Source organism: Chryseobacterium oryctis (assembly GCF_025971925.1).
GTDB lineage: Bacteria > Bacteroidota > Bacteroidia > Flavobacteriales > Weeksellaceae > Chryseobacterium > Chryseobacterium oryctis.
The window spans coordinates 144573-165194 of the sequence record NZ_JAPDHV010000002.1; the positions used below are offsets into that span (position 1 = coordinate 144573).

General features: G+C 33.3%; 16 protein-coding genes. 6 read left to right on the top strand and 10 right to left on the bottom strand.

Features of this window, described 5'->3' with window-relative positions; genetic code table 11:
* Positions 1–81: 81 nt before the first annotated feature.
* The 6 genes from OH806_RS04390 to OH806_RS04415 form a co-directional block, all read right to left on the bottom strand.
* A complete protein-coding gene (locus tag OH806_RS04390; RefSeq protein WP_264742455.1) occupies positions 82–4917 on the bottom strand; it encodes a DNA repair ATPase in 4836 nt (1611 codons plus the stop codon).
* 93 nt (positions 4918–5010) lie between these two features.
* On the bottom strand, positions 5011–7125 hold the full coding sequence (locus OH806_RS04395; RefSeq protein WP_264742456.1) for a flotillin family protein: 2115 nt from the start codon (positions 7123–7125) through the stop codon (positions 5011–5013).
* Between the two features lie 6 nt (positions 7126–7131).
* On the bottom strand, positions 7132–7812 hold the full coding sequence (locus OH806_RS04400) for a YqiJ family protein (RefSeq protein WP_264742457.1): 681 nt from the start codon (positions 7810–7812) through the stop codon (positions 7132–7134).
* A gap of 11 nt (positions 7813–7823) precedes the next feature.
* Entirely contained in the window at positions 7824–8021 is a 198-nt protein-coding gene (locus OH806_RS04405; RefSeq protein ID WP_264742458.1) for a DUF4177 domain-containing protein, read from the bottom strand.
* Positions 8022–8031: 10 nt separating this feature from the next.
* Positions 8032–8724, bottom strand: a complete 693-nt coding sequence (locus tag OH806_RS04410; RefSeq protein WP_264742459.1) for a PspA/IM30 family protein — start codon at positions 8722–8724, stop codon at positions 8032–8034.
* 12 nt (positions 8725–8736) lie between these two features.
* Complete coding sequence (locus OH806_RS04415; RefSeq protein ID WP_264742460.1) at positions 8737–9126, bottom strand: YbjN domain-containing protein; 390 nt, start codon at positions 9124–9126, stop codon at positions 8737–8739.
* Between the two features lie 105 nt (positions 9127–9231).
* Between OH806_RS04415 and OH806_RS04420 the strand changes: the two genes are divergently transcribed.
* Positions 9232–9894, top strand: a complete 663-nt coding sequence (locus OH806_RS04420) for a helix-turn-helix domain-containing protein (RefSeq protein WP_264742461.1) — start codon at positions 9232–9234, stop codon at positions 9892–9894.
* Positions 9895–9897: 3 nt separating this feature from the next.
* Here OH806_RS04420 and OH806_RS04425 read toward each other — a convergent pair whose 3' ends face one another.
* Complete coding sequence (locus OH806_RS04425; RefSeq protein WP_264742462.1) at positions 9898–10593, bottom strand: pseudouridine synthase; 696 nt, start codon at positions 10591–10593, stop codon at positions 9898–9900.
* A 248-nt stretch (positions 10594–10841) separates the two neighbouring features.
* Here OH806_RS04425 and OH806_RS04430 point away from each other — a divergent pair, with 248 nt between their 5' ends.
* Positions 10842–12383, top strand: a complete 1542-nt coding sequence (locus tag OH806_RS04430; RefSeq protein WP_264742463.1) for a glycine--tRNA ligase — start codon at positions 10842–10844, stop codon at positions 12381–12383.
* A gap of 176 nt (positions 12384–12559) precedes the next feature.
* Positions 12560–14089, top strand: coding sequence for a hypothetical protein (locus tag OH806_RS04435; RefSeq protein ID WP_264742464.1), 1530 nt, complete (start codon positions 12560–12562; stop codon positions 14087–14089).
* A gap of 20 nt (positions 14090–14109) precedes the next feature.
* Here the strand turns inward: OH806_RS04435 and OH806_RS04440 are convergent, their stop codons facing one another.
* Complete coding sequence (locus OH806_RS04440) at positions 14110–15411, bottom strand: M48 family metallopeptidase (protein WP_264742465.1); 1302 nt, start codon at positions 15409–15411, stop codon at positions 14110–14112.
* A 102-nt stretch (positions 15412–15513) separates the two neighbouring features.
* Between OH806_RS04440 and OH806_RS04445 the strand changes: the two genes are divergently transcribed.
* From OH806_RS04445 to OH806_RS04455, 3 genes are read left to right on the top strand one after another with little or no spacing between them, the layout of a single operon-like run.
* On the top strand, positions 15514–16653 hold the full coding sequence (locus OH806_RS04445) for a serine hydrolase domain-containing protein (RefSeq protein WP_264742466.1): 1140 nt from the start codon (positions 15514–15516) through the stop codon (positions 16651–16653).
* A gap of 5 nt (positions 16654–16658) precedes the next feature.
* Positions 16659–17279: a YdeI/OmpD-associated family protein gene (locus tag OH806_RS04450; RefSeq protein WP_264742467.1), complete on the top strand. Its 621-nt coding sequence runs from the start codon at positions 16659–16661 to the stop codon at positions 17277–17279.
* A complete protein-coding gene (locus OH806_RS04455) occupies positions 17276–18829 on the top strand; it encodes a tetratricopeptide repeat protein (protein WP_264742468.1) in 1554 nt (517 codons plus the stop codon). The genes OH806_RS04450 and OH806_RS04455 overlap by 4 nt, the downstream gene beginning before the upstream one ends.
* 33 nt (positions 18830–18862) lie before the next feature.
* On the opposite strand, the gene OH806_RS04460 is transcribed toward OH806_RS04455, so the two are convergent.
* The gene (locus tag OH806_RS04460) at positions 18863–19765 is read right to left on the bottom strand and encodes a hypothetical protein (protein WP_264742469.1); all 903 of its coding nucleotides are present in this window, start codon (positions 19763–19765) and stop codon (positions 18863–18865) included.
* A 10-nt stretch (positions 19766–19775) separates the two neighbouring features.
* The gene (locus OH806_RS04465) at positions 19776–20612 is read right to left on the bottom strand and encodes a hypothetical protein (protein WP_264742470.1); all 837 of its coding nucleotides are present in this window, start codon (positions 20610–20612) and stop codon (positions 19776–19778) included.
* Positions 20613–20622 lie beyond the last annotated feature (10 nt).

Here is a 20622-nt window from a genome sequence, read left to right on the forward strand (position 1 = left end):
AAAAGTTTTACAAAATTACTGAATTTTTATGAATTAACTTCTTTTATATAAAAAAGCCGCCTCCAAAGAGACAGCTTGTATTTATTTCGATTTAATTGCGGAGATAATTCCTTCTAAATTTTCATTAAACTCTAAAAGTTGGGCAAAAACTTTATCATCTTTCGCTAAACCTCCGTGTTTATTATTCTTCCGGAAAACTTCTACAATTTCGTTCCAACGTCGTTCTTCTTCTTCCGTTCTCAATCCCGCCAAACCTTTCAATTTCAATAAATTACTTTCAGTATCCGAAGTAAGTGTTTGAGATTCATTTTCATAATGCGATAATATCAGTTGTTCTACTTCTTTATCATTCATCATAGGAAGAATCTGCGCCACCATTTTACTCATATTACGGTAAGAACCCTGCATTTTGAAAGGCGGATCTGTACGATAAGAATCCTGCATTGCTGCACTTTGGATATAATTCTGATTCACCTTTACAACCACTTTCTGCACTTTTACGACATGTTTTAGCACCGCAATACAATCATCGATTTCCTGTTTTAAATAGTTGATTTCCAAATCCGGTAACTGCTTTGCACCACTCATCACATAATCTATCAAAGCATAGAAATCATTAAAAGATTTACTCGCAATTTTTTCTAAAGCAGGATTTTCAATTGCGGCATTTTCAATCAAACTTAAATTGAACAAATGCTCCGTATCCCCAATAACGTCTCCCAAATTGTATACATCTGCACGGTTTGCCAACATATCCGGAATCTGGAATTTAGAACCACTTTCCGTATACGGATTCCCTGCCATTACCACACAGAATCTTTTTCCTCGAAGATCATATGTTTTGGACTCTCCGTTAAAAATTCCGTCAATTTTTCGCTGTCCATCGGCTAAAGAAATAAACTTTTGCAAAAATTCAGGATTCAAATGCTGAATATCGTCTAAATACAACATTACATTATCAGCCATTTCGAAAGCTAAATTTATCTTCTTTAACTCTTCTCTTTCGCCTGAAGTTTTAGCCTCAATAGGATCGATGGAAGTGATGGAATGCCCAATTGTTGGTCCGTTAATTTTTAAGAAATGAAGCCCCATTGTTTTGGCTAAATATTCCATCAAGGTTGTTTTTCCATAACCTGGAGGAGAAATAAGTAACAGCATTCCCATTCTTGCAGTACGTTTATTATCTCCTGCTGCTCCCAATTGTTTTGCCAGATTATTACCAATTAATGGAAAATACACCTCATTAATCAGTTTATTTCTTACAAAAGAAGTTAAGACTTTAGGCTCTAACTCATTAATTTTTAATTCTTTCGAATAAGCCTCGCTTAATTTTTCTTTCAGTTTTACAAAACCTAAGAAACGAGGTACTCTATCATTAGTAAAAATAAGTAGCTTATGAATGAAATCATGGTATTCTAGTTTTAAAGTTCCGTTGTCAAAAATAGTGTGATTACCTTTCAGACCTTCTATCAGAAATTTGTCTTTTCCAAAAACTATCTCATAAGAATCTTTTTCGAAAAGCAAAACCACAGATGCTTCTTCAATATATTTACGAGATTCTTCGTATTGTTCGTTTTCATCAATAAATGAGTTCAGCCAATTCAACGCTAAATAAAACCTATCTTCAACAGAAAACTGCTGGTTATTGATATCTTCCTGGAAAGTTTTTATTGCTTTTTTTTCATCCAGCAATCGTACAAAATCCTGCTTCAATGTAGAAGCTGCTTCACTTTTTGTGAACTTTTTGTATTGAGTAAATGTTTTGAATAAATACATCGAAACGTCTTCCTGACGAATCCTTGTTAAATCTAAATGTGTTTCCCAATTCTTAAAATACTCCTGAATCTCAAGTAAAACAGATTCATATCTTTTAGACTGAGGAAAGGTTTTTAAAACAGATGCCGTTGACTGAATCAGCGATTGTATTTTCTGCCGTTGTGCTTCTTCCAAAGAATGCCAAAACAATTGTGAAATAGCTCTTGTATATGGATCAAAACGAAGCAAATCTAATTTTTCGTCTAAACTTTTTAAAGCTCTATAAATTTGTAATGCATCAAAATTATGAACTCCTTTTACATAACCTTCAGAATAATTTTGCTCAATAGTCTGATTGATAAATCGCTCTTCATCAAAATCCTTCTGATTTAGTGAAGCCAAAAATGTTTTATAAGCCAAATATTCTCCTCTATATACTTCCTGATTTTCAGAAACCAATTCCTGTTCCCAAATATCCTGATACTGAGCAAAGTCCTGATTATTTACTTTTTGATAAAAACTTGTTCCGGTAAGGTGATAAAACATTTCACCATTTCGCCTCAACAAAACCAGACTCAGAGATTGTTGATTGACCATAAATTTATGCTTTCCTAAAGCAATTATATTCTGTCCATCAACATACAATTCTGTTTTATCACGAAGAACTCTAAGAGCGTCTTCCTGTGATTTTTTTAGCTGGTTCTCTAGGTTTTCAGCTTTAGAAACATCATTTAACGATTTTAATTCTTCTACCAACTGGCGAATCTTATCGATCATTAAATCTGAGGCGTAAAAACTTAAAATTTCTTCACGAGAAACGAAAGTTTTAGATTTGTTTTCAACATTTTTAAGAACACGTAATCCGATCTGCTCTAGAGAAGCAGTTTTTCTATTGATTTGCTCGACAATCTGTTCTTTTTTTGTATTGAAAGCCTTAATAACTTCATCTCTTTTATCTGCAATTTTTATCGCAAAATCATCAAATTCAGAGAATTTGCTTTCCATTTCTTCAAGCTGAACGATAACTTTAGTATAATAATCGTCTACTTTTTCGGCAGAAGTTGATAATTCCAGATAATTGGCAACAGATTGCTCCAACAAAGTCATCTGAGCAGAAAACGAAGCAACAGATTCACTACTCTTCAAAGAAGTTAATTTCCTTGAAAGGGCGGCTCTCACCTCATTTAAAGAAGAGAAAATCACCGAAATTTTCTCAATAATCCGAGTGGTTTGTGTTGCATCTTCAATTTTCAAACTATTCAGAATATCAATCAATAGTTCTAATTCTGAAGAAATGATATCATTCTGCTCTTCAATAGCCTTTCCATCAATCACTTTTGTAATCGACTCCACACTATTTTTTTGAAGAAAAACCTTTTCTTCATAAGGCAATAATGCTTCTTCTCGTAGTAAAAAGTCAACTGTTTTATCAGAAAGTTGGGCATTCATTTCACCCACTTTTTCCAACAAAGCCTCTACTTCGTCTATTTGAATATATTTGACGTTTTTAAGATCAATGATTGCCCCTTGTACTTTTCTAACCTCAGCCAATTGATGAACCAATTGATCAAGAGTAGTTACTGTAGTTGCATTAATGCTTGAAACTAAATTTTCAAGATTTTTCTGATGCTGTAATATTTGTTCTTCGGCAAATTTTCGTTGCGCCTGAACTTTTACAAACTCATCAATCCCAGTATTCGCAATCTCTTTAATTTGTTGAAGAGGAGCACCCAGATTTTTCAGATTATCATCTTTAATCCAAAAATAAGAATCGAGCAAACTCGTTGATTTTTTAAGAATATCCTCATACAAACCTTCATACGAATCTTCTTTATTAATCAACTGAATTACTTCCTGCGCTTCCGCCATCGCCTGAACAACCTGCTTGTTGCCGACTTTGTATAAAGGATCATCTTTCCGCTCATGATTTTCCTTTAAACGCTCCATATAAGGCGTTTCCCAAATCTGAACCTGATGATGTCTTGTTGCTTCCGCTTCAGTTCTGAAATAAATTAAACTTCCGTCCTTAAAAATCGTAAATCCATTACAAACAATCGGAGTTTCTACCGATTGCTGAATGATATTGTACGACATCAGGATATACGTATTGGTCTCATTCTGTGTGAAAATATACAAGAAATCTTCTCCGTTCGGCGAAACCATTTTTCTTAGGAACTTTACGTTGTCTAATTGAGCATCGAAAACTTTATGGGTCCCGTTTTGTAGATAATATCCGTTTGAAAAAATAATACCCTGACTATCGGGAAGCAAAATTGCCGACTCGTTTAACGAAGGTAAATTAATAACTTCTTTCGTTCTTACATTAAAAACAAACGCCCGAAAATCTTCCTGATAAGGCTTAATTCTTACCGCAATGAGATTTCCTAAATCGGCATAATAATATTCGGCATCATCTAATTGCTGATCCAGATTGGTAACTTTTTCGGAATAAATACCTTTTCCTGTATCTGTATTATTTTCAATTTTAAAGGTAATATCACCATGCATAGATTCGATAAAGACCTTATCTAGAACCGAAACATGCGGATATTTACCCAGTCTACGATCTTCTAAAGTTGTTTTCACCCACTCAAATTCAAATTGAGGAGCTTCTTTTACTTCATGAATACTACGATCGTCGATATATTGTAATTTTCCGTCTTTGATAAGCCATTTAAAGGCTTTCAAATCATTCGGATTTTTACTTGTCTGGAAAATCATGTACAAATAATTCTCCGTTTTTCTGAATCTTGAAAAGATAGAATCGCGGTAATATTTGTACAAATTCTGATAATCTGTTAAAAAATTTTCGTCATTAATTAAATCTAATGACTGCGGAATAAACTGATTGTTTTCAAATAAATAAATGCTGAAAACATCATCTAATTTAATCTCAGTTCTTAGTCCGAAATGGACGTTGTATCCGAAAATACAAAGATGATCGAAAGCTATAATACCTCTCGCAACACAAGTATTTTCGGTATCAATTCTTTGGTTGGCTTTTAAAACGAAATTAGTAGTGCTAAAGACTTCGCGACGTGCTTCGTTAAGGTTTTTCAGACGATCTACTAGATCTTCTTTTTGTGTTCGAAGTCGTTTTTGAATAATTTCGTAAGCTCCGGAATCGAGGTTTATCGTGTTTTTTTCTATTTCTTTCGGCATTGAAAACGTATAATTCGTGAGCAAAAAAGGATTTTAAAAACCCAACCATTTCTATAGATTTCAAGAAATGGCCGGATGTATGGTTTTTAGATTTTACCCTAATTTTTTATTCGAAATTCCAAGATTCTTTGCCATTCCGAATAATGAGTTGATAAAATTGGTGTCGTCTGTATTTTCAGCGTTACTTGCAGCTTGTTGTAATTTAATTAAAGCTGCTGAAACCGTTAGATTTTTGATGTCATTAGAAGAAATACCATATCTATCTGCAATTCCTCTGATTTTTTCTCCTAAATCTCCTTTTCCGTCCGGCCCTAAAAGACTTTCTTTAATATCCAGAGCGTGTGTAGAATTGTTGATTAAATGATCAAATCCTTTTGCATTAGAAACTTGTTTTACGATATTTTCAAAGAACATGGTTTCACCACCCACGATATCAATCTTAGCAGTTTTAAGCGCTTCTGAAAGAACTTCTGCCTGAGCTGATGCAATATCTTTTTGGATGTTGATTTGAGCCAATTCCACATCTTTTTCTTTCTGTAATTGAAGTTTGAACTCTTCATGAGATTGTCCAGCATCATTTAATTGCTTCATTGCAGCTGCTTTTTCTTCAATACCTTTCGCTTCTGCAGTTGCTTTTTCACGAACCACCTCAGCCTGAGCCAAGCCTTCCTTACGCATTGCTTCTGCTTTTTTCTCAATAACAGATGCTTCTTTTGTTCCTTGGATTTCTTCTGCTTCTGCTTTAGCAATCATCACTTCAGCTTCAGATAATCCGATTGCAGCTTCTTCCTTAGCTTGAGCTTCTGCGATAATTTTTCTTGCTTCTGCTTCTTTTGCAGCCGCTTCTTTTTTAGCCTCGGCTTCAATAAGTAATTCTTGAGCTTTTCTTTCTGCAATTAGTTTTTCCGCTTCGGCATCGATTACTTTTTTCTCTTTTTCCTGTTCTGCTGCAATTCTTGCTGCTTCAGCAGCTTTTACAGTCGCAACCAATCTTTCTTCAGCTTCCTGAGACGCTGCGATAACACCCGCCTGTTTCTTACGTTCTGCGTCTCTGTAAACCTCAACATCTTTTACATTTTGCTGCTCTTCAACCACTCCTTTCTCTAGCTGAACTCGTTCTTTAATAACATTCTGAATGTTCTTTTTCTCTTGTTCAATTGTTCTTTCTTTATCAATTTGTGCTAAAGTAACAATACGCTCTCTTTCAGTCTGTTCCAAAGCTCTGTCTTTTTCTACACGCTCAGTTTCAACCGCATCTGTACGTAGTTTATTCTTTTCAGCGATGATAATTTGACGCAACTTGTTTTCTTCCTGAACCGCTAAAGACTCTTCTGTTGAAATACGTACTGTTTCTGCTTTTAGGCGCTCCTCTTCGTTTACTTTTGCAATTTCTGCCGCTTCACGCGCTTTAATATTTTCAATTTCACGACGTTGGCGTTCTTCTTTTTCAGCTAATTGACGCTCTAACTCCAGAATAGCTTCTCGAGCTTCAACATTTTGTTTTTTGATTGTTTTCTCTTCCGATCTGCGAATTAAATTGGCATTAATGTTTTGTTGAGCAGTCAATTCTGTAATTTTTTTAATCCCTTCAGAATCTAAGATATTATCAGGGCTTAGATATTGTAATTCGGTTTGCTCCAAGTAATCAATCGCACAGTCATCTAAAATATATCCGTTAAGATCTGTTCCGATGATATTCAATATCTCGTCACGGAATTCTCTACGCGCTTCATATAATTCGATAAAATCAAACTTTTTACCTACTGTTTTTAGGGCTTCTGAAAATTTAGCTTCAAAGATACTTTTCAATGTTTCTGGATCTGAAGCTCTGTCACAGCCTAAGTTTTGAGCAACACTGATAACATCGTCTACCGATTTGTTCACACGAACAAAAAACGCAACTTTAATATCTGCCCTAATATTGTCTTTACAAATCAACCCATCTCCCTGCATACGAGCAATATCAATTTTTTTAACAGAGATATCCATAATCTCCATTTTATGGAAGATCGGGATAACATACATCCCTTTATTAAAGGCTACTTTCGTTCCTCCCACACCTGTACGAACAATCGCTTTACCTTGTGGAATTTTCTTGTAAAATGTACTTAATACTACCAAAAACGCTAAAAGCAGAAAGGCAATTACACCTACAATTAGTAAGATAATATTAACTCCACTGAAAGCCAAAATAGTCATCTGTGTCATATAATTTTAATTTTTTATGTTATGAATGTTTATTTCTTTTTTTACTAAATAAATGTTTTGTTCTTTGGTTTCGTCGATAACAATAACATCATCATTATACTTGATTTCTGAGCCGTCGTAGCTCTTCACGTTCAACCGAATCACATCTTCCCCGACTTTAAGCTCCAAAGAACCAATTTTCCCGTCCGAAATGGTAGACCTCATCACTCCTGTTCTTCCTAAATAATCATGCGATTCTTCACCGTGATAGCCTATGCTTTCATAAAATTTAGCAATCGGCTTTGTTATCCAATGCATAATGAAATAAGTCACAATAAAAACTGGAATTAAAATAAGAAGCGACCAGTACCCAAACTTTGCTAAAGAGACAAAAAATGATGTAGAAATAGTAATTATCCAGCCAATAAATTTAAAAAGTGTAATAATCACCATCAAAGGAGCTTTTCCTACATTAATAAAATCTAATGCTTTATCCAAAAAACCATCCGGAACGTCTGCATCTTCTGAACCTGGCGAAACATCGTGAACATCACCCATTCCATCAACATCTAAATCGGCATCGGTTCCAAGATCAAATCCGCTTCCTGAGATAAGCGCAAACAGCCAATACAACAATGAAACGCCTGTAAGAACAGTCATCACACCATTAGGTAGTGGATGGAATAGAAAATCAAATAGTTCTGCCATGGTTTTATATTTTAAATTTCTCTTTTAAAGGTATAAAGAAATCCGTAAGTACTTCCGTTACCATAATTTCTACTTTCAGCAGCTACTAATTCCCATCCTTCACTTCCGAATTTATTAAGTTGCATGTCTATTTCTGCCGGATCATATTTTGTTCCCCAAAAGCCAGACGGTTTTATCATTAGCGTTTTATACTCAAATTTTCTTCTCATTGTATTTTATTTAAATTCCTAGTTGTTTTTTCAAATTTTCTAAATCCAAATCTACAGAGTTAGTTCCTAAGGCCTCTTCAATTTCATCAACTTTCGATTTATTTCCCAATGCCATAGAGCCATACGCCTGAGAAAGCGCTTCATCTTCTTCTACCTTCTCTTTCATCCTTTCAAGCATACTAATTGTAGAGTTAGAATCAATTCTCGCCATTTGTTTATTTACCTCTTTGGTTGCTTTAGAAACTTTTACCCGAGCTTTCAGAGTTGATAATTCATTTTCCCATTTATGAACATTATGCTTTAAAACATCAATATTCTTTTGAAGTTCCTGAACCGAATTCTCATGAACTTCAGCTTGTTTTCTCAATTCTTCAACCTCTTCAGATAATTGCTTTTTCAACATTAGCGCTTCCTTTGCTAGAGACTCAGCTTTATCCATCTCCAATTCTCCTTTTTGAGCTTTTTGAAGAAGAAGCATTGCTTTACCTTCAAACTCCTTCGCTTCTTCAGCTTTTTTGTCGGCATTATTTGCCGTTCTTATTTGTAAAGCTTTCACTTTTGCATACGCTTCTAAAGACTGATCAAGATCTTCACGCATTTCTCTAATCCCCTGTTCGGTCATTTTAATAGGGTCTTCCATTTTTTCTACTACCGAATGTATCTCGGCTTGACCTATTCTAAAAATTCTTTTGAAAATATTCATCGTTTCTATTTTTTAAAGTTTTGAAAATTCTATTAACTGTTCATAATATTCACTAATCATCAGACTTAAAGAATTTAAAGCCGCTTCAAATTCATTAAAATCCAGATTATGAATCTGTAAAGTATACCTGAATATTACTTTACTTCCATCCTCCGTTATTGCAAAAGCACCATGTATCATATCTCTATTTTTCATCAATAATGACTTGAACATCTCCATATTATCATTATTAATAGTAAATAAATACTGCTCGAAAATAATAACCGGAGGAGCAATCCCAACAATCAAGTTCCGAATTCCGTCGTCTTGATTTTCGATAACAAAAACTCCCGTTTCAGATGATTGATGAACTATACTATAATCCAAATCACGGATGTACTTCTCAACTATTTCGAAATTCATGTTGATAACTTTTTTAATATTTTTAGCCTTTTTATTTTCTTGCTTGACACAAATATAATAAATTTGCTAAAATAATTAGCAATAAATAATAAAAATTTTTGCAAAATGAGTCAAATTGGCCCTAACATAAAGAAATTACGCAAGGTAAAAGGACTAAGCCAACAAGCATTCGCTGAGCTATTTAACCTTTCAAGAGGAAACATTTCGTCTTATGAAGAACAGAGAGCCGAACCTAAAATAGATGTAACAACACAAATTGCACAATATTTTAGCATTCCTTTACAAGACTTACTACACAAAAGCTTATCTGTTAATGAGATTTTAAAGTTTGATGATTATTTTGAACCTAAAAGTTCTTTGAAAAATTCATCTTTTAAAAATATTCCCTTTCTATCTAAAGATCATTTTCAGGAATTAGAAAAATATTCAGGAAATTTGGAACTGCTTCCTCAAATCACATTTCCTATCTTTTCACCTAAACAGTTTCTTGCGATTGAACTACAACATTTAGTCGATCATCATATCGATTTCAGTTTTCAGGAAGGAGCCATTGCATTTTTCAAAAAACTCCATGTAGGCAGCCTACACCTCATCCACAACCAATTTGGGATGTATTATCAAGAAGACACACTCTTTATAGGAAAATATTTCGTAGAGGATAAAAAAATAACATTAGCATTAAATGATTGGCAACAAGTAATCGTAAACCCTGAACAATTAGAACACTTTTGGCGTTACGATGGGATTTTTCAACAGGTTTTAGATTAAAACTTAGGCATAGGAACTTAAATCGAAGTTTAGAATATCTCCTACCCTTTTAAATTCCTCATCTATGGTAGCATTTAAGGTAATTCTTTCATGAGTAACAGGATGATTAAAACTCAATTGATGAGCATGAAGCGTCATTTTGTTGATTCCAAATGTTTGAAGCCATAATTTGTTTTGTTTATTACATCCGTGTTTACGACATCCTAAAATAGGATGTAAAATATGTTTGAAATGCTTTCTCAATTGATGAAATCTTCCGGTTTCAGGAATTGCTTCTACGAGAGAATATCTGGAAGTCTGATGTTTTAAAAAAGGTAAATCTATTTCTGATGTTTGTAAACGACGATAATAAGTAATGGCATTCTGTTTGACTTCATTTTCATTGACCAAATCGTAATCAATGACTTCTTCTTCCTTTGCCCAACCTCGGACAATAGCAATATATTTCTTATCAACTTCACGATTCATAAACTGGTCGCTCATCAGCTTAAGGCTTTCCTTATCTAAAGTAAACAGCAAAACGCCAGAAGTTTTTCGATCCAAACGATGAACGAGATGAACTTTTTGATTAATCTGATTAGTCAGCTTTTCCACTGCATATTCATCAGCCTCACCAGCATAGTAGGATTTGTGAACCAATAACCCGCTAGGTTTGTTGATAGCAATAAGATGTTCGTCGTGGTAAAGAATTTCTAACATTCAGCAAAAATAAATAATTCAGTAGTAAATGTTGAGTCAAATTTATATTGAAAACGTTTTTGTCAACCCTGATTGCAACAACACCTTTTTGCGAAACAAAGTGAAGCAAAAGATATAGCGAAAAGTATGTTCTTGGCTCCCAAAAATCAAGAACACGAAAAATGATGTTTTATTTATAGCTTTTTTGATTGAATTTCATGTTTTTGGCAATCAAATTCATATTTTTGCACTTCAGACGTAAAAAAATTATGGCAAAGCAAGAAGATGTTTTCAAGAAAGTGATTTCTCACGCTAAAGAATATGGTTTTATTTTCCCTTCCAGTGAGATCTACGATGGTTTATCCGCAGTATATGATTATGGACAAAACGGAGCCGAACTAAAAAATAATATCAAACAATATTGGTGGAAAGCTATGGTACAGCTTAACGAAAATATTGTAGGTATTGATTCTGCTATCCTAATGCATCCAACAACATGGAAGGCATCAGGACACGTAGACGCTTTCAATGATCCTCTGATTGACAATAAAGATTCTAAAAAACGTTTCAGAGCAGATGTTTTGGTAGAAGATTATTGTGCTAAAATTGAAGATAAAGAAAATAAAGAGATTGAAAAAGCAGCGAAAAGATTCGGTGAAGCTTTTGATAAGGATCAGCTTGTTGCAACGAATCCAAAAATTTTGGAATACAGAGCAAAAAGAGAAGCTATTCTTTCAAGGTTGGCAAAATCATTAGAAAATGAAGACCTTGCTGATGTAAAAGCCTTAATTGAAGAATTGGAAATTGCCGACCCCGACACTGGTTCTAAAAACTGGACGGAAGTGAGACAATTCAACCTAATGTTCGGAACGAAATTGGGAGCTTCAGCAGACTCTGCAATGGATCTTTACCTAAGACCAGAAACCGCTCAAGGAATTTTCGTAAACTTTTTGAATGTACAAAAAACATCACGTCATAAACTTCCTTTTGGGATTGCTCAAATCGGAAAAGCATTTAGAAATGAAATTGTTGCAAGACAATTTATTTTCAGAATGCGTGAATTCGAACAAATGGAAATGCAATTCTTTGTAGCTCCGGGAACTGAGCTAGAATTCTATGAAAAATGGAAGCAAACCCGCCTAAAATGGCATTTAGCTCTAGGTTTAGGCGATGAAAATTACCGATTCCACGATCATGAAAAATTGGCTCACTACGCTAATGCTGCAGCCGATATTGAGTTTAATTTCCCATTCGGGTTCAAAGAATTGGAAGGTATTCACTCAAGAACAGATTTTGACCTGAAAGCTCATGAAGAATTTTCGGGAAGAAAACTTCAGTTCTTCGATCCTGAAAGAAACGAAAACTATGTTCCTTATGTTGTAGAAACTTCAGTAGGTCTAGACAGATTATTCCTTTCTATTTTTGCTCACTGTCTAAAAGATGAAGTATTGGAAGACGGTTCAGAGAGAACAGTTTTATCTCTACCTCCTGCTTTAGCACCAATAAAAGCGGCCATTCTTCCGTTAATGAAAAAAGATGGATTGGCTGAATATGCAGAGAAAATCTTCAATGATTTGAAATATGATTTCAACTTGTTCTACGAAGAAAAAGACGCCATCGGAAAACGATACAGAAGACAAGATGCAATTGGTACTCCTTACTGTATCACTATTGATCACGATTCTCTTACAGATCATACGGTGACAATCAGAGACAGAGACACGATGCAACAGGAAAGAGTTCCGGTATCTGAGTTGAGAAGAATCATCGACGAGAAAACCAACTTCAGAAATTTACTTTCTAAAATATAGATTAAAAGCCTTGATTTTTCAAGGTTTTTTATTTTCATATAAAATATTGACTGAATTTATTACTTTTGCATAAAACACACTACATTGAAAAAAAATACTTCTATTTATATTCTCTATCATTAATAAAACTACTTAATCCCATTCCAAATCATTATTTTAAAATTCAAATTTTATACATGAAAAAAATATACTTACTTGTATTTGGTTTATTACAAACCTTATATTATTCACAAACACAAGATCTTACCACTTTGGCATCTGGAGAACATGTCGGCATGAATGCTTTATTTGATGACAAAGACAATCTTTACGGCTATGTATCTCTATATTCTTACGGTAAATCAGGGGATAAAACGAAGAAATTTGAGTATGTAATTCTAGATAAAAACCTCAACCCTGTCGCTAATAAAGAATTTGATGGCGATATTACAGCAGCAGCATACTTAGGATTTGTAGACTTTAAAGGAAAAATCATCCTTCAGCCATCTCAAATGGATTATTCCTTAGTAAAAAGTAAAGAATTGTTCACTCCTTTTTCTATGGTAATAGACCCTAAAACCAATACTATTTCCCGAAAAGTATATTATGATTATCAGCAAGATGGAAGTTTTAAAGAAATCAACCAACCAAAAAACTGGAAAGAAGAAAAAAAAGAAAATAAGGAAGAGAGAAAAGAGAAAGGTTATAACTATGTTTCAGCTGTGGTAGAAATCAAGGAGGGAGGTTATTTTGCTGTAGAGTATAATGATTACGGTAAATACGTAAACAATAACAGCCTGATAAAATTTGACGAAAACAAAAAAGAAATCTGGAGGTATAAATACAATACAAACGGAGACAAAAAAAACTACTCAACGATATCTATTCTTGAAAAAGACGACAAAAACATATATACCATCCTGAAAAAAGTAAACAGCGACAAAAAAACATTCAGCTTGGTTGTTTTGGATATGAAAACTGGCAAAGAAATTGCCAACAATCCTATTATTGGTCTTTCTGACAACACCATCGATTATATTGATTCCTTTTACTCTGCCTATCAAAAAATCGATAATGATAAAACATTTGATGACAAAATTGTATTGGTAGGGAGAAATTACGCACCGACAGAATCTACAGGATACGTTAGAATGATGATTAATAAATCTGACTTCAATGTTGACATAAAAGTCTTAAACTTCAAAGCCGATATGTCCAAATTTCTTCCGAAAATCAATGCTTACGGATATGTAGAAAGCGGATATTTCCTTCAGACTAAAGATTTATACTTTATGAGTGACGGAAGTGTGGGTATTCTTACCGAAAAATACAAGCCTGCAACACAGTATACAGCTCCGAAAACCACTGACTTAGTATACATATACACCGACAAAGATTTCAAAATCAAAGACCTTAAAGTATTTGAAAAAGAAAAATCAAAATGGGTAAACAGCGATTATCTGTTTTCTCAATATCTTAATGACGGAAAAGACGTTGTTTTCTTCTATCGTGATTATCAGAAGGATGAAGTTACAAAACAAAAAAAATGGAACCTCTTCATTAATACTGTTATTGACGGACAATTCAAACAAGAAATTGTTCCTATTTCTGAAAAAGACTCTTATACTGTAACTCCTTATGTTGGAAAAGAGGGCTACATTCTTCTGAGGGAGATTAATGAGAAGGAAAAATTCAATAAAATACGTCTAGAAAAACTTAACTACTAATAGAAATCCTGATCTTCTGATCAGGATTCTTTATTTTGATAAAAGTCTGTAATATTTTTTATTTCCTCTAACCTCAAATTCCACATAAAGTTTAAAAATTGCTGATAGCTTTCACTTTGATCTTTAGGCTCAATCCTATCCAAATATCTATTAAGATTGTAATTCTTTCTTGCTTCATATATTTTAGCAAAAAACTTTCCTAGCCAATTTTTATAAAATTTCTCATCCTCTCCATCCTGCAAAAATTGTAATGAAGCATAAATACCTACCCCATAATCTTCTGAATGATACAGATTGGGCAAAATTTCAGCTCTTGCAGCTTTTTTTAATGATAGATAATCTTCTGTTGGCTTCAAAATTTCGGCATCCTGAATCAATTCCGGGAAAAATTTCTTCAGTTTTTCTATTCTCTTGGTCATTTCCGGATGAGAAGACAACGAATCTTTGTCTAATTTCTCTTTATAAAAATTATAATTGTATAGTGAAAAATCTTCCTTTTTTAGCCATTTGTCATTGAAGGGCTGCTTTGGAAGTTCAAAAAACTTTTTATAGGTTTCTACTTTTAATTCCCTTGGCGAAATTGTATCAAAATCTTTCAGCTTTTTCAATGCATTTACAAATTCAGTCTTTTTAAAATCTGCATTTCTGAATATTACATATCCTAAGGAATCGGCTTCTATTTCCTGTTTTCTTTTTTCTATTCCTTTTTTATACATTCGGTTTTTAAGAATATCAAAAGCCTTCTGATTAGAATTTTCATTTCCTCTCAAACTTTTTACTGTAGATTTATCCAACTGATTATTCTCTACAATATTTACTAAAAGATTTAAAGAATGTTCACTCATTCTATGCCCTAATTCATGGGCAATAACTGCTGCAATCTCTTCTTCGTTATTAAGCCAGCTAAAGAGTCCCATATTTATCACAAAAGTCCCATCCAAAAGGCAATAGGCATTCGGAGTGTTATCTCTTGCTATTAATATTTTTAAATCTTGAGGAAGCTGCGGATTATTTTTTCTTAATCTAAGAATCAGAGATTTTATGCTAGCGTCGTAATCAGATTTAAAGATAAAATCTTTGTTTTTTACCTGTTTTTCAAAATCATCACCAAATTCTTTGTAAACTTTTGAAAGCTCAAAGCCCGTTTTCCCGGAATATTGTGATTTCATTTTTTTTATAAACAATTCATTATTTATGCTAAAGTTTTTCAAAAACTCTTTCCTTTGTAAATAATCTGCTGTATCTATCGTCTTACCAATCTGCCCGAAACAAATCCAGGAAAAAAACATTAGAAATAACAAACTTATAAATCTTGTGTTCATATTTTTTTCATCAATAAATACAAAAATAGTTTATTTACGTCCATATTCTAGCTTTCTTCCCATTTTTATATTAAATTTGTTTAGACTAATTATAGAAAGAAAATGTGGCTAATCATTTTACAAGGTTTTCTGATTCTTATCGCAATACTCGTTATACTTACATATATTTTCGGGTACGGCTACATTTTTAATGGCATTTCAAAAACCTATCTAAAAGGAAAATTGAGTGCCAATATAGATGATGGAAAATTTTTTTCAAGCAATATTGTCGAAGCCAAATCTCCCAAAATATGGGAAGAAGCCCCAAAATATAACCAAATTACCCTACCTCAAAATATTATTGATGACCTGACTCACTCAAACACAGCTTCTTTTCTGGTTGTAAAAGACGGAAAACTGGTTCATGAACAATATTGGAATGGCTATAATCAGCAATCAAAAACCAACTCCTTTTCCATGGCAAAAGCTGTAACGGTGATGCTTTTAGGAAAAGCTATTGAAGAAGGAAAAATAAGTAGTATTGAAGAAAAATTTTCTAATTATTTTGATGAATTTAAAAACAAAGAATTCAAAAGAGATTTAACTTTAAAAAACCTAGCCCAAATGGAAGCAGGTATAGATTGGAACGAAAATTACAAAAACCCTTTTCTTCCAAATGCAAAAGCCTATTATGGGAAAAATTTGATTGAAGCCACTTTTTCAAGAAAATTTAAAGAAAAACCAGGCGAAAGATTTGAATATCAAAGTGGTGCGACTCAACTATTGGGTTTAGCCATCAAAAAAGCTTTAAACCAGACATTAGCAAGCTACCTTTCTGAAAAATTCTGGATTCCGATGGGGATGGAACAAAAAGCAGAATGGAGCACTGACGAAACGGGAATGGAAAAAACATATTGTTGTATTCACTCTAATTCAAGAGATTTTGCAAAACTTGGTCTATTATTTTTAGATGATGGGAAAGTTGACGATAAACAAATTCTAAATCTTGATTTTATTAATCAGATGAGAACCCCCACCAAAAATTCTGAAGAAATATATGGAATGGGTTTATGGATCAATAACGACAATCCTATAAAACACTATTATTTTTTAGGTCTCCAAGGACAGTATATTATTATGGTTCCGGAATACAAAATGGTAATTGTGAGAACGGGAAGTTATAATGATTTGCCTAAAAACGATAGAGGAAGACCTGAGCAGGTGAAATTCCTCGTAAATGAAACAGTAAAATTATTTCAATAAACACAATGGAAAAATATAACCCCAAAATAGATGCATACATTGAAAATTCTCAAGATTTTGCTAAAAATATATTATATTACATTCGAGAAACCGTTCATGAATATTGCCCAGACATAGAAGAAACAATAAAATGGAGTTTTCCCAATTTTATGTATAAAGGCAAAATTCTTTGTTCTATGGTCTCATTTAAGCAACATTGCTCCTTTGGCTTCTGGCTAGAGAAAGAAATGAAAACCATGCAAAAAATCACAAAAGACATAGAAAAAAACTCTATGTTTAGCTTGGGAAAAATCACCAAAATTGAAGACCTTCCCAAAAAACCTCAGCTTAAAGATGCAATAAAGGAAGCTATGGAACTGATAGACATGGGAGTAACTATAAAAAAAGCAGCTCCGTCAAAAGTAGAAATGGAAATTCCTGATTATTTTCTAAAAGCGTTAAACAAAGATAAAAAAGTGTTATCCAATTTCGAAAATGCTTCTCCGTCATTCCGAAAAGAATATATCACATGGATTACGGAAGCAAAGACTGAAACCACCAGAAATAAAAGAATGGAACAATCTTTGGAGTGGATCCTGAAAGGCAAAGGTAGGAATTGGAAATACGAAAAAACTAAAAAACAATGAAAAAAATATACTTTCTTTTGTTTACTGCTGTTTTTATTAACATTTATTCCCAAAAATTTAATTTTGAGGAAAATTATAAATATGCAAGAGCTCTCGCTAATAAAAACCCAGACAGCTCAGAAATAGTTCTAAACCAAATCATTGACTTTGCTCATAAAGAAAACAAGCCAACTTATTTGGCTAAGGCATATTACTTAAAATCATTCAATTCTTATCTAAAATCTGATGCAAAAACCACACTCGATTTTGCTGAAAAGGCTTTAAACATTTCAGAAAAAAATGATTACCCTATCGGAAAGGCTTTAGCATATAGAATGCAGGGAACTCAAAATGCCAAACTTGGACTTTTAAAGGAGGCCTCAGAAAATTTGAATGATGCACTAGCAGAAGTAAATAATATCAATACTGATGAAGGGCATGAATTAAAAGGTCTTATTTACAATTCATTTTTAATTCTTCTCAACCAAAAAGAATATGCTAAAAAAGAGTATTATTCTAAAAATGCTATCCAAGAATTTCAAAAAATAAAAAATACTACCAGAAGAAATGAGCTTCTTGTTTCTGCATATACTAATATTGGCTACACTCTTTCTGAAGTAAAGAAGTTTGACGAAGCAAAAATTTATTTTAAGAACGCACTTGCCCTAGTTGGGATTGATGACAATTATCTTCGAGCTACTATTCTTCATGACTTGGGATTTTCACTTTCACAGCAAAATAAAACAGACAGTGCTATTTTTTATTATAAAAAAGCTTTAGATATAACTAACAAGTTCGGTTTTAATGAAAAAAAAATAGAAATAACCAAAAATCTGGAAGAAGCCTTTACAAAGCAACACGACCCTGATAATGCAAAAAAATATAAAATAGAACACCTTGAATTAAAAGATAGCTTGGCCTACAACCAAAAAATGGCTGTTGACAAAACTCTTACTACAAAAGAAAAAAACTTTGAAAAAAAAATAAACGAAAACAATACTATCTCAAAGGGTTTAATTATTTTATGTGTAATTCTATTAATTTCTCTTGGAGTATTTGTATTCAAGCTTATACAGTTTAATAAAAAACACAAACAAATTGTTTCTAAAATATATGAAGAAGGCATCACTCCGGCTACTTACGAGGAAGAAGGGACACAAGAAGTTATAGAAGAAGTCTCCATAAATGAAATCTCCCAACCAGATAAAAAAATTTCCCCAGAATTAGAGGAAAGTATTTTAATGGGGCTGAAAAATTTTGAAGAAAATCTAAATTTTAATAATAAAAATGTAACTCTATATAATCTTGCCAATGAGCTTAATGTAAATACAAAGTATCTTTCGGCAGTAATTAAGAAACATAAAAACCTGAATTTCAACCAATACATCAATTATTTACGCATTAATTATATTGTAGACAAGCTTAAAAATGAGGATAAATACCGAAAATATAAAATCAATCACCTTGCTGAAATTACTGGTTACTCATCACATAGTGCTTTTTCACTAGAATTTAAAAAGATTGTGGGAATGCACCCTTCCGCATTTATAAAAGCCCTTGATAAAATCTAAGGGCTTTTAATTATAAAATGTCTTTAATTTATTTTATTGCTCAACAATTGTTAAAACATTGTATCCTCCTGTATTCAAAAGTGGACGAGGAGAATCACTATCCCATGCAACATTAATCCAAACAAAAGGTCTCAATTTGTCTCCTTTATTGAGATAAACACTTACCGTACAAGCAGAACCAGCAATAACTGCATTGGGAGCAATCCCTGTATCCTGGGGATAACCATTGTTAGTTTTAATTCTTTGCGTAACAGTATTAGACGAATTCCTTACCTCCCAAATAGCTTCTGTCTGATTCGGTCCCCAATTTGTATTTATCTGACTGGGAGCTAATGCAAAAGTAAATGTCGCAAAATACACTCCATCTCTTGGCGCTATAAACTCTCCTGTAGTCTGATCAAAATTTGATCTAGGTTGCCCTGAATCAGAATCTAATTTCTCAGTCCAAGATGTTAAATAAGTAGCCGATCTTCCAGGTATTCCGTTGGTATAATCACCAACAGGAAAGAGCCCAGGTTCAAAAACAGTACAATTATTATTGGTTTTTTCAGCCATAACTATAATTCTTGGCTTTCCGTAAGGAAGAATGGGCACCCATACAGAACCATTAGAATATTCTACATACCCTTGTACACCTATTGCAGGACTAGGATTATATCTCATAGCTCCCGCGCCTGCTTCAGCAGCTGTCTGGGTTGTCATCCCTATCGCCATTGAACCATTTGCTCCATTTCGTAAATCTACACCAACTTTAGGCGAAGCAACACCAACTCCTACTTTTCCGGTTTTATCAACAATAAACTTCTCTGTTGTATTTACTTCCAAAGCATTAGCTGTACTAGGATTACTTCCTCCTATACTTATTTGAGCATCAATATTGTTTGAAAGAAATATTGACAAGCCCAAAAATATTATCTTTTTTAAATTGAATTTCATTTGTGTTAATTTAAAGTTCATAAATACTAATGCTATTATTAGTCCCACTATTTGAGGTATCTATTCCTCTTGCTCCACCAAAGTTATGATACACCTTAAACTGAATAGTTCCTGATGCCGGTAAATTAAAAATAGCAGTACAATTACCTCCTACAATGTTACTTACAATATTTACATCCCAAGCAGGATATGAATTTACACTTCTGTAGGTTTGAATATTATTTGTAGCGGTACTACTCTCAATAATTGTTTCTATTCTTGAATTTTGAGCAATATTTGCATCTGCTAATGTTACATTGAATGAAACAATATAAAATCCTGCTCTACGCGCTGTGAAAACACCAGTTGTGGCATTAAAGTCAGATTGTGAATCTGAAACAACTGACCATCCTGTCACTGCTGTTGTAGCGTTATTAGCAAGCGATTGAGTACTGCTCTTGTTGGCCAATACCAATGCTTTCGGAGGTAACGTCATTGGAAGACTGTGCCAACCAACACCATCAGAATACTGAATCACATTACCAGTGCTATATCGTATTGCGCCCGCCCCAGCTTGTGCAGCTGTTTGTGTACTAGTTCCTAAACCAATAATACCTTTCTGATCCGTAGAACGAATATCTACTTTTGTTTTAGGATCTATAAGACCAACTCCTAAATTCCCATTCGAAGTAACCACAACATCATTCAGGATTTGAGGAGCTGTTGGTGTACTAAGGTTATCATTGGCACCATCAATATGAAATGAACGTAACGGAATTGAGGTTTGAAACCCAACTTGCCCACTTATAATAATTACAAAAAATAAGAGACTAACAAATACTATTTTATATAAAAGATTTTTTTTCATAATTGTGTTT

What these genes read in the sequence shown, in the direction of transcription:
- OH806_RS04435 (WP_264742464.1), top strand. Translation starts at nt 12,560, where the DNA reads ATGAAAAAAATATACTTACTTGTATTTGGTTTATTACAAACCTTATAT.
- OH806_RS04410 (WP_264742459.1), bottom strand. Translation starts at nt 8,724, where the DNA reads ATGAATATTTTCAAAAGAATTTTTAGAATAGGTCAAGCCGAGATACAT.
- OH806_RS04400 (WP_264742457.1), bottom strand. Translation starts at nt 7,812, where the DNA reads ATGGCAGAACTATTTGATTTTCTATTCCATCCACTACCTAATGGTGTG.
- OH806_RS04440 (WP_264742465.1), bottom strand. Translation starts at nt 15,411, where the DNA reads ATGAACACAAGATTTATAAGTTTGTTATTTCTAATGTTTTTTTCCTGG.
- OH806_RS04390 (WP_264742455.1), bottom strand. Translation starts at nt 4,917, where the DNA reads ATGCCGAAAGAAATAGAAAAAAACACGATAAACCTCGATTCCGGAGCT.
- OH806_RS04450 (WP_264742467.1), top strand. Translation starts at nt 16,659, where the DNA reads ATGGAAAAATATAACCCCAAAATAGATGCATACATTGAAAATTCTCAA.
- OH806_RS04415 (WP_264742460.1), bottom strand. Translation starts at nt 9,126, where the DNA reads ATGAATTTCGAAATAGTTGAGAAGTACATCCGTGATTTGGATTATAGT.
- OH806_RS04420 (WP_264742461.1), top strand. Translation starts at nt 9,232, where the DNA reads ATGAGTCAAATTGGCCCTAACATAAAGAAATTACGCAAGGTAAAAGGA.
- OH806_RS04395 (WP_264742456.1), bottom strand. Translation starts at nt 7,125, where the DNA reads ATGACACAGATGACTATTTTGGCTTTCAGTGGAGTTAATATTATCTTA.
- OH806_RS04430 (WP_264742463.1), top strand. Translation starts at nt 10,842, where the DNA reads ATGGCAAAGCAAGAAGATGTTTTCAAGAAAGTGATTTCTCACGCTAAA.
- OH806_RS04455 (WP_264742468.1), top strand. Translation starts at nt 17,276, where the DNA reads ATGAAAAAAATATACTTTCTTTTGTTTACTGCTGTTTTTATTAACATT.
- OH806_RS04460 (WP_264742469.1), bottom strand. Translation starts at nt 19,765, where the DNA reads ATGAAATTCAATTTAAAAAAGATAATATTTTTGGGCTTGTCAATATTT.
- OH806_RS04445 (WP_264742466.1), top strand. Translation starts at nt 15,514, where the DNA reads ATGTGGCTAATCATTTTACAAGGTTTTCTGATTCTTATCGCAATACTC.
- OH806_RS04425 (WP_264742462.1), bottom strand. Translation starts at nt 10,593, where the DNA reads ATGTTAGAAATTCTTTACCACGACGAACATCTTATTGCTATCAACAAA.
- OH806_RS04405 (WP_264742458.1), bottom strand. Translation starts at nt 8,021, where the DNA reads ATGAGAAGAAAATTTGAGTATAAAACGCTAATGATAAAACCGTCTGGC.
- OH806_RS04465 (WP_264742470.1), bottom strand. Translation starts at nt 20,612, where the DNA reads ATGAAAAAAAATCTTTTATATAAAATAGTATTTGTTAGTCTCTTATTT.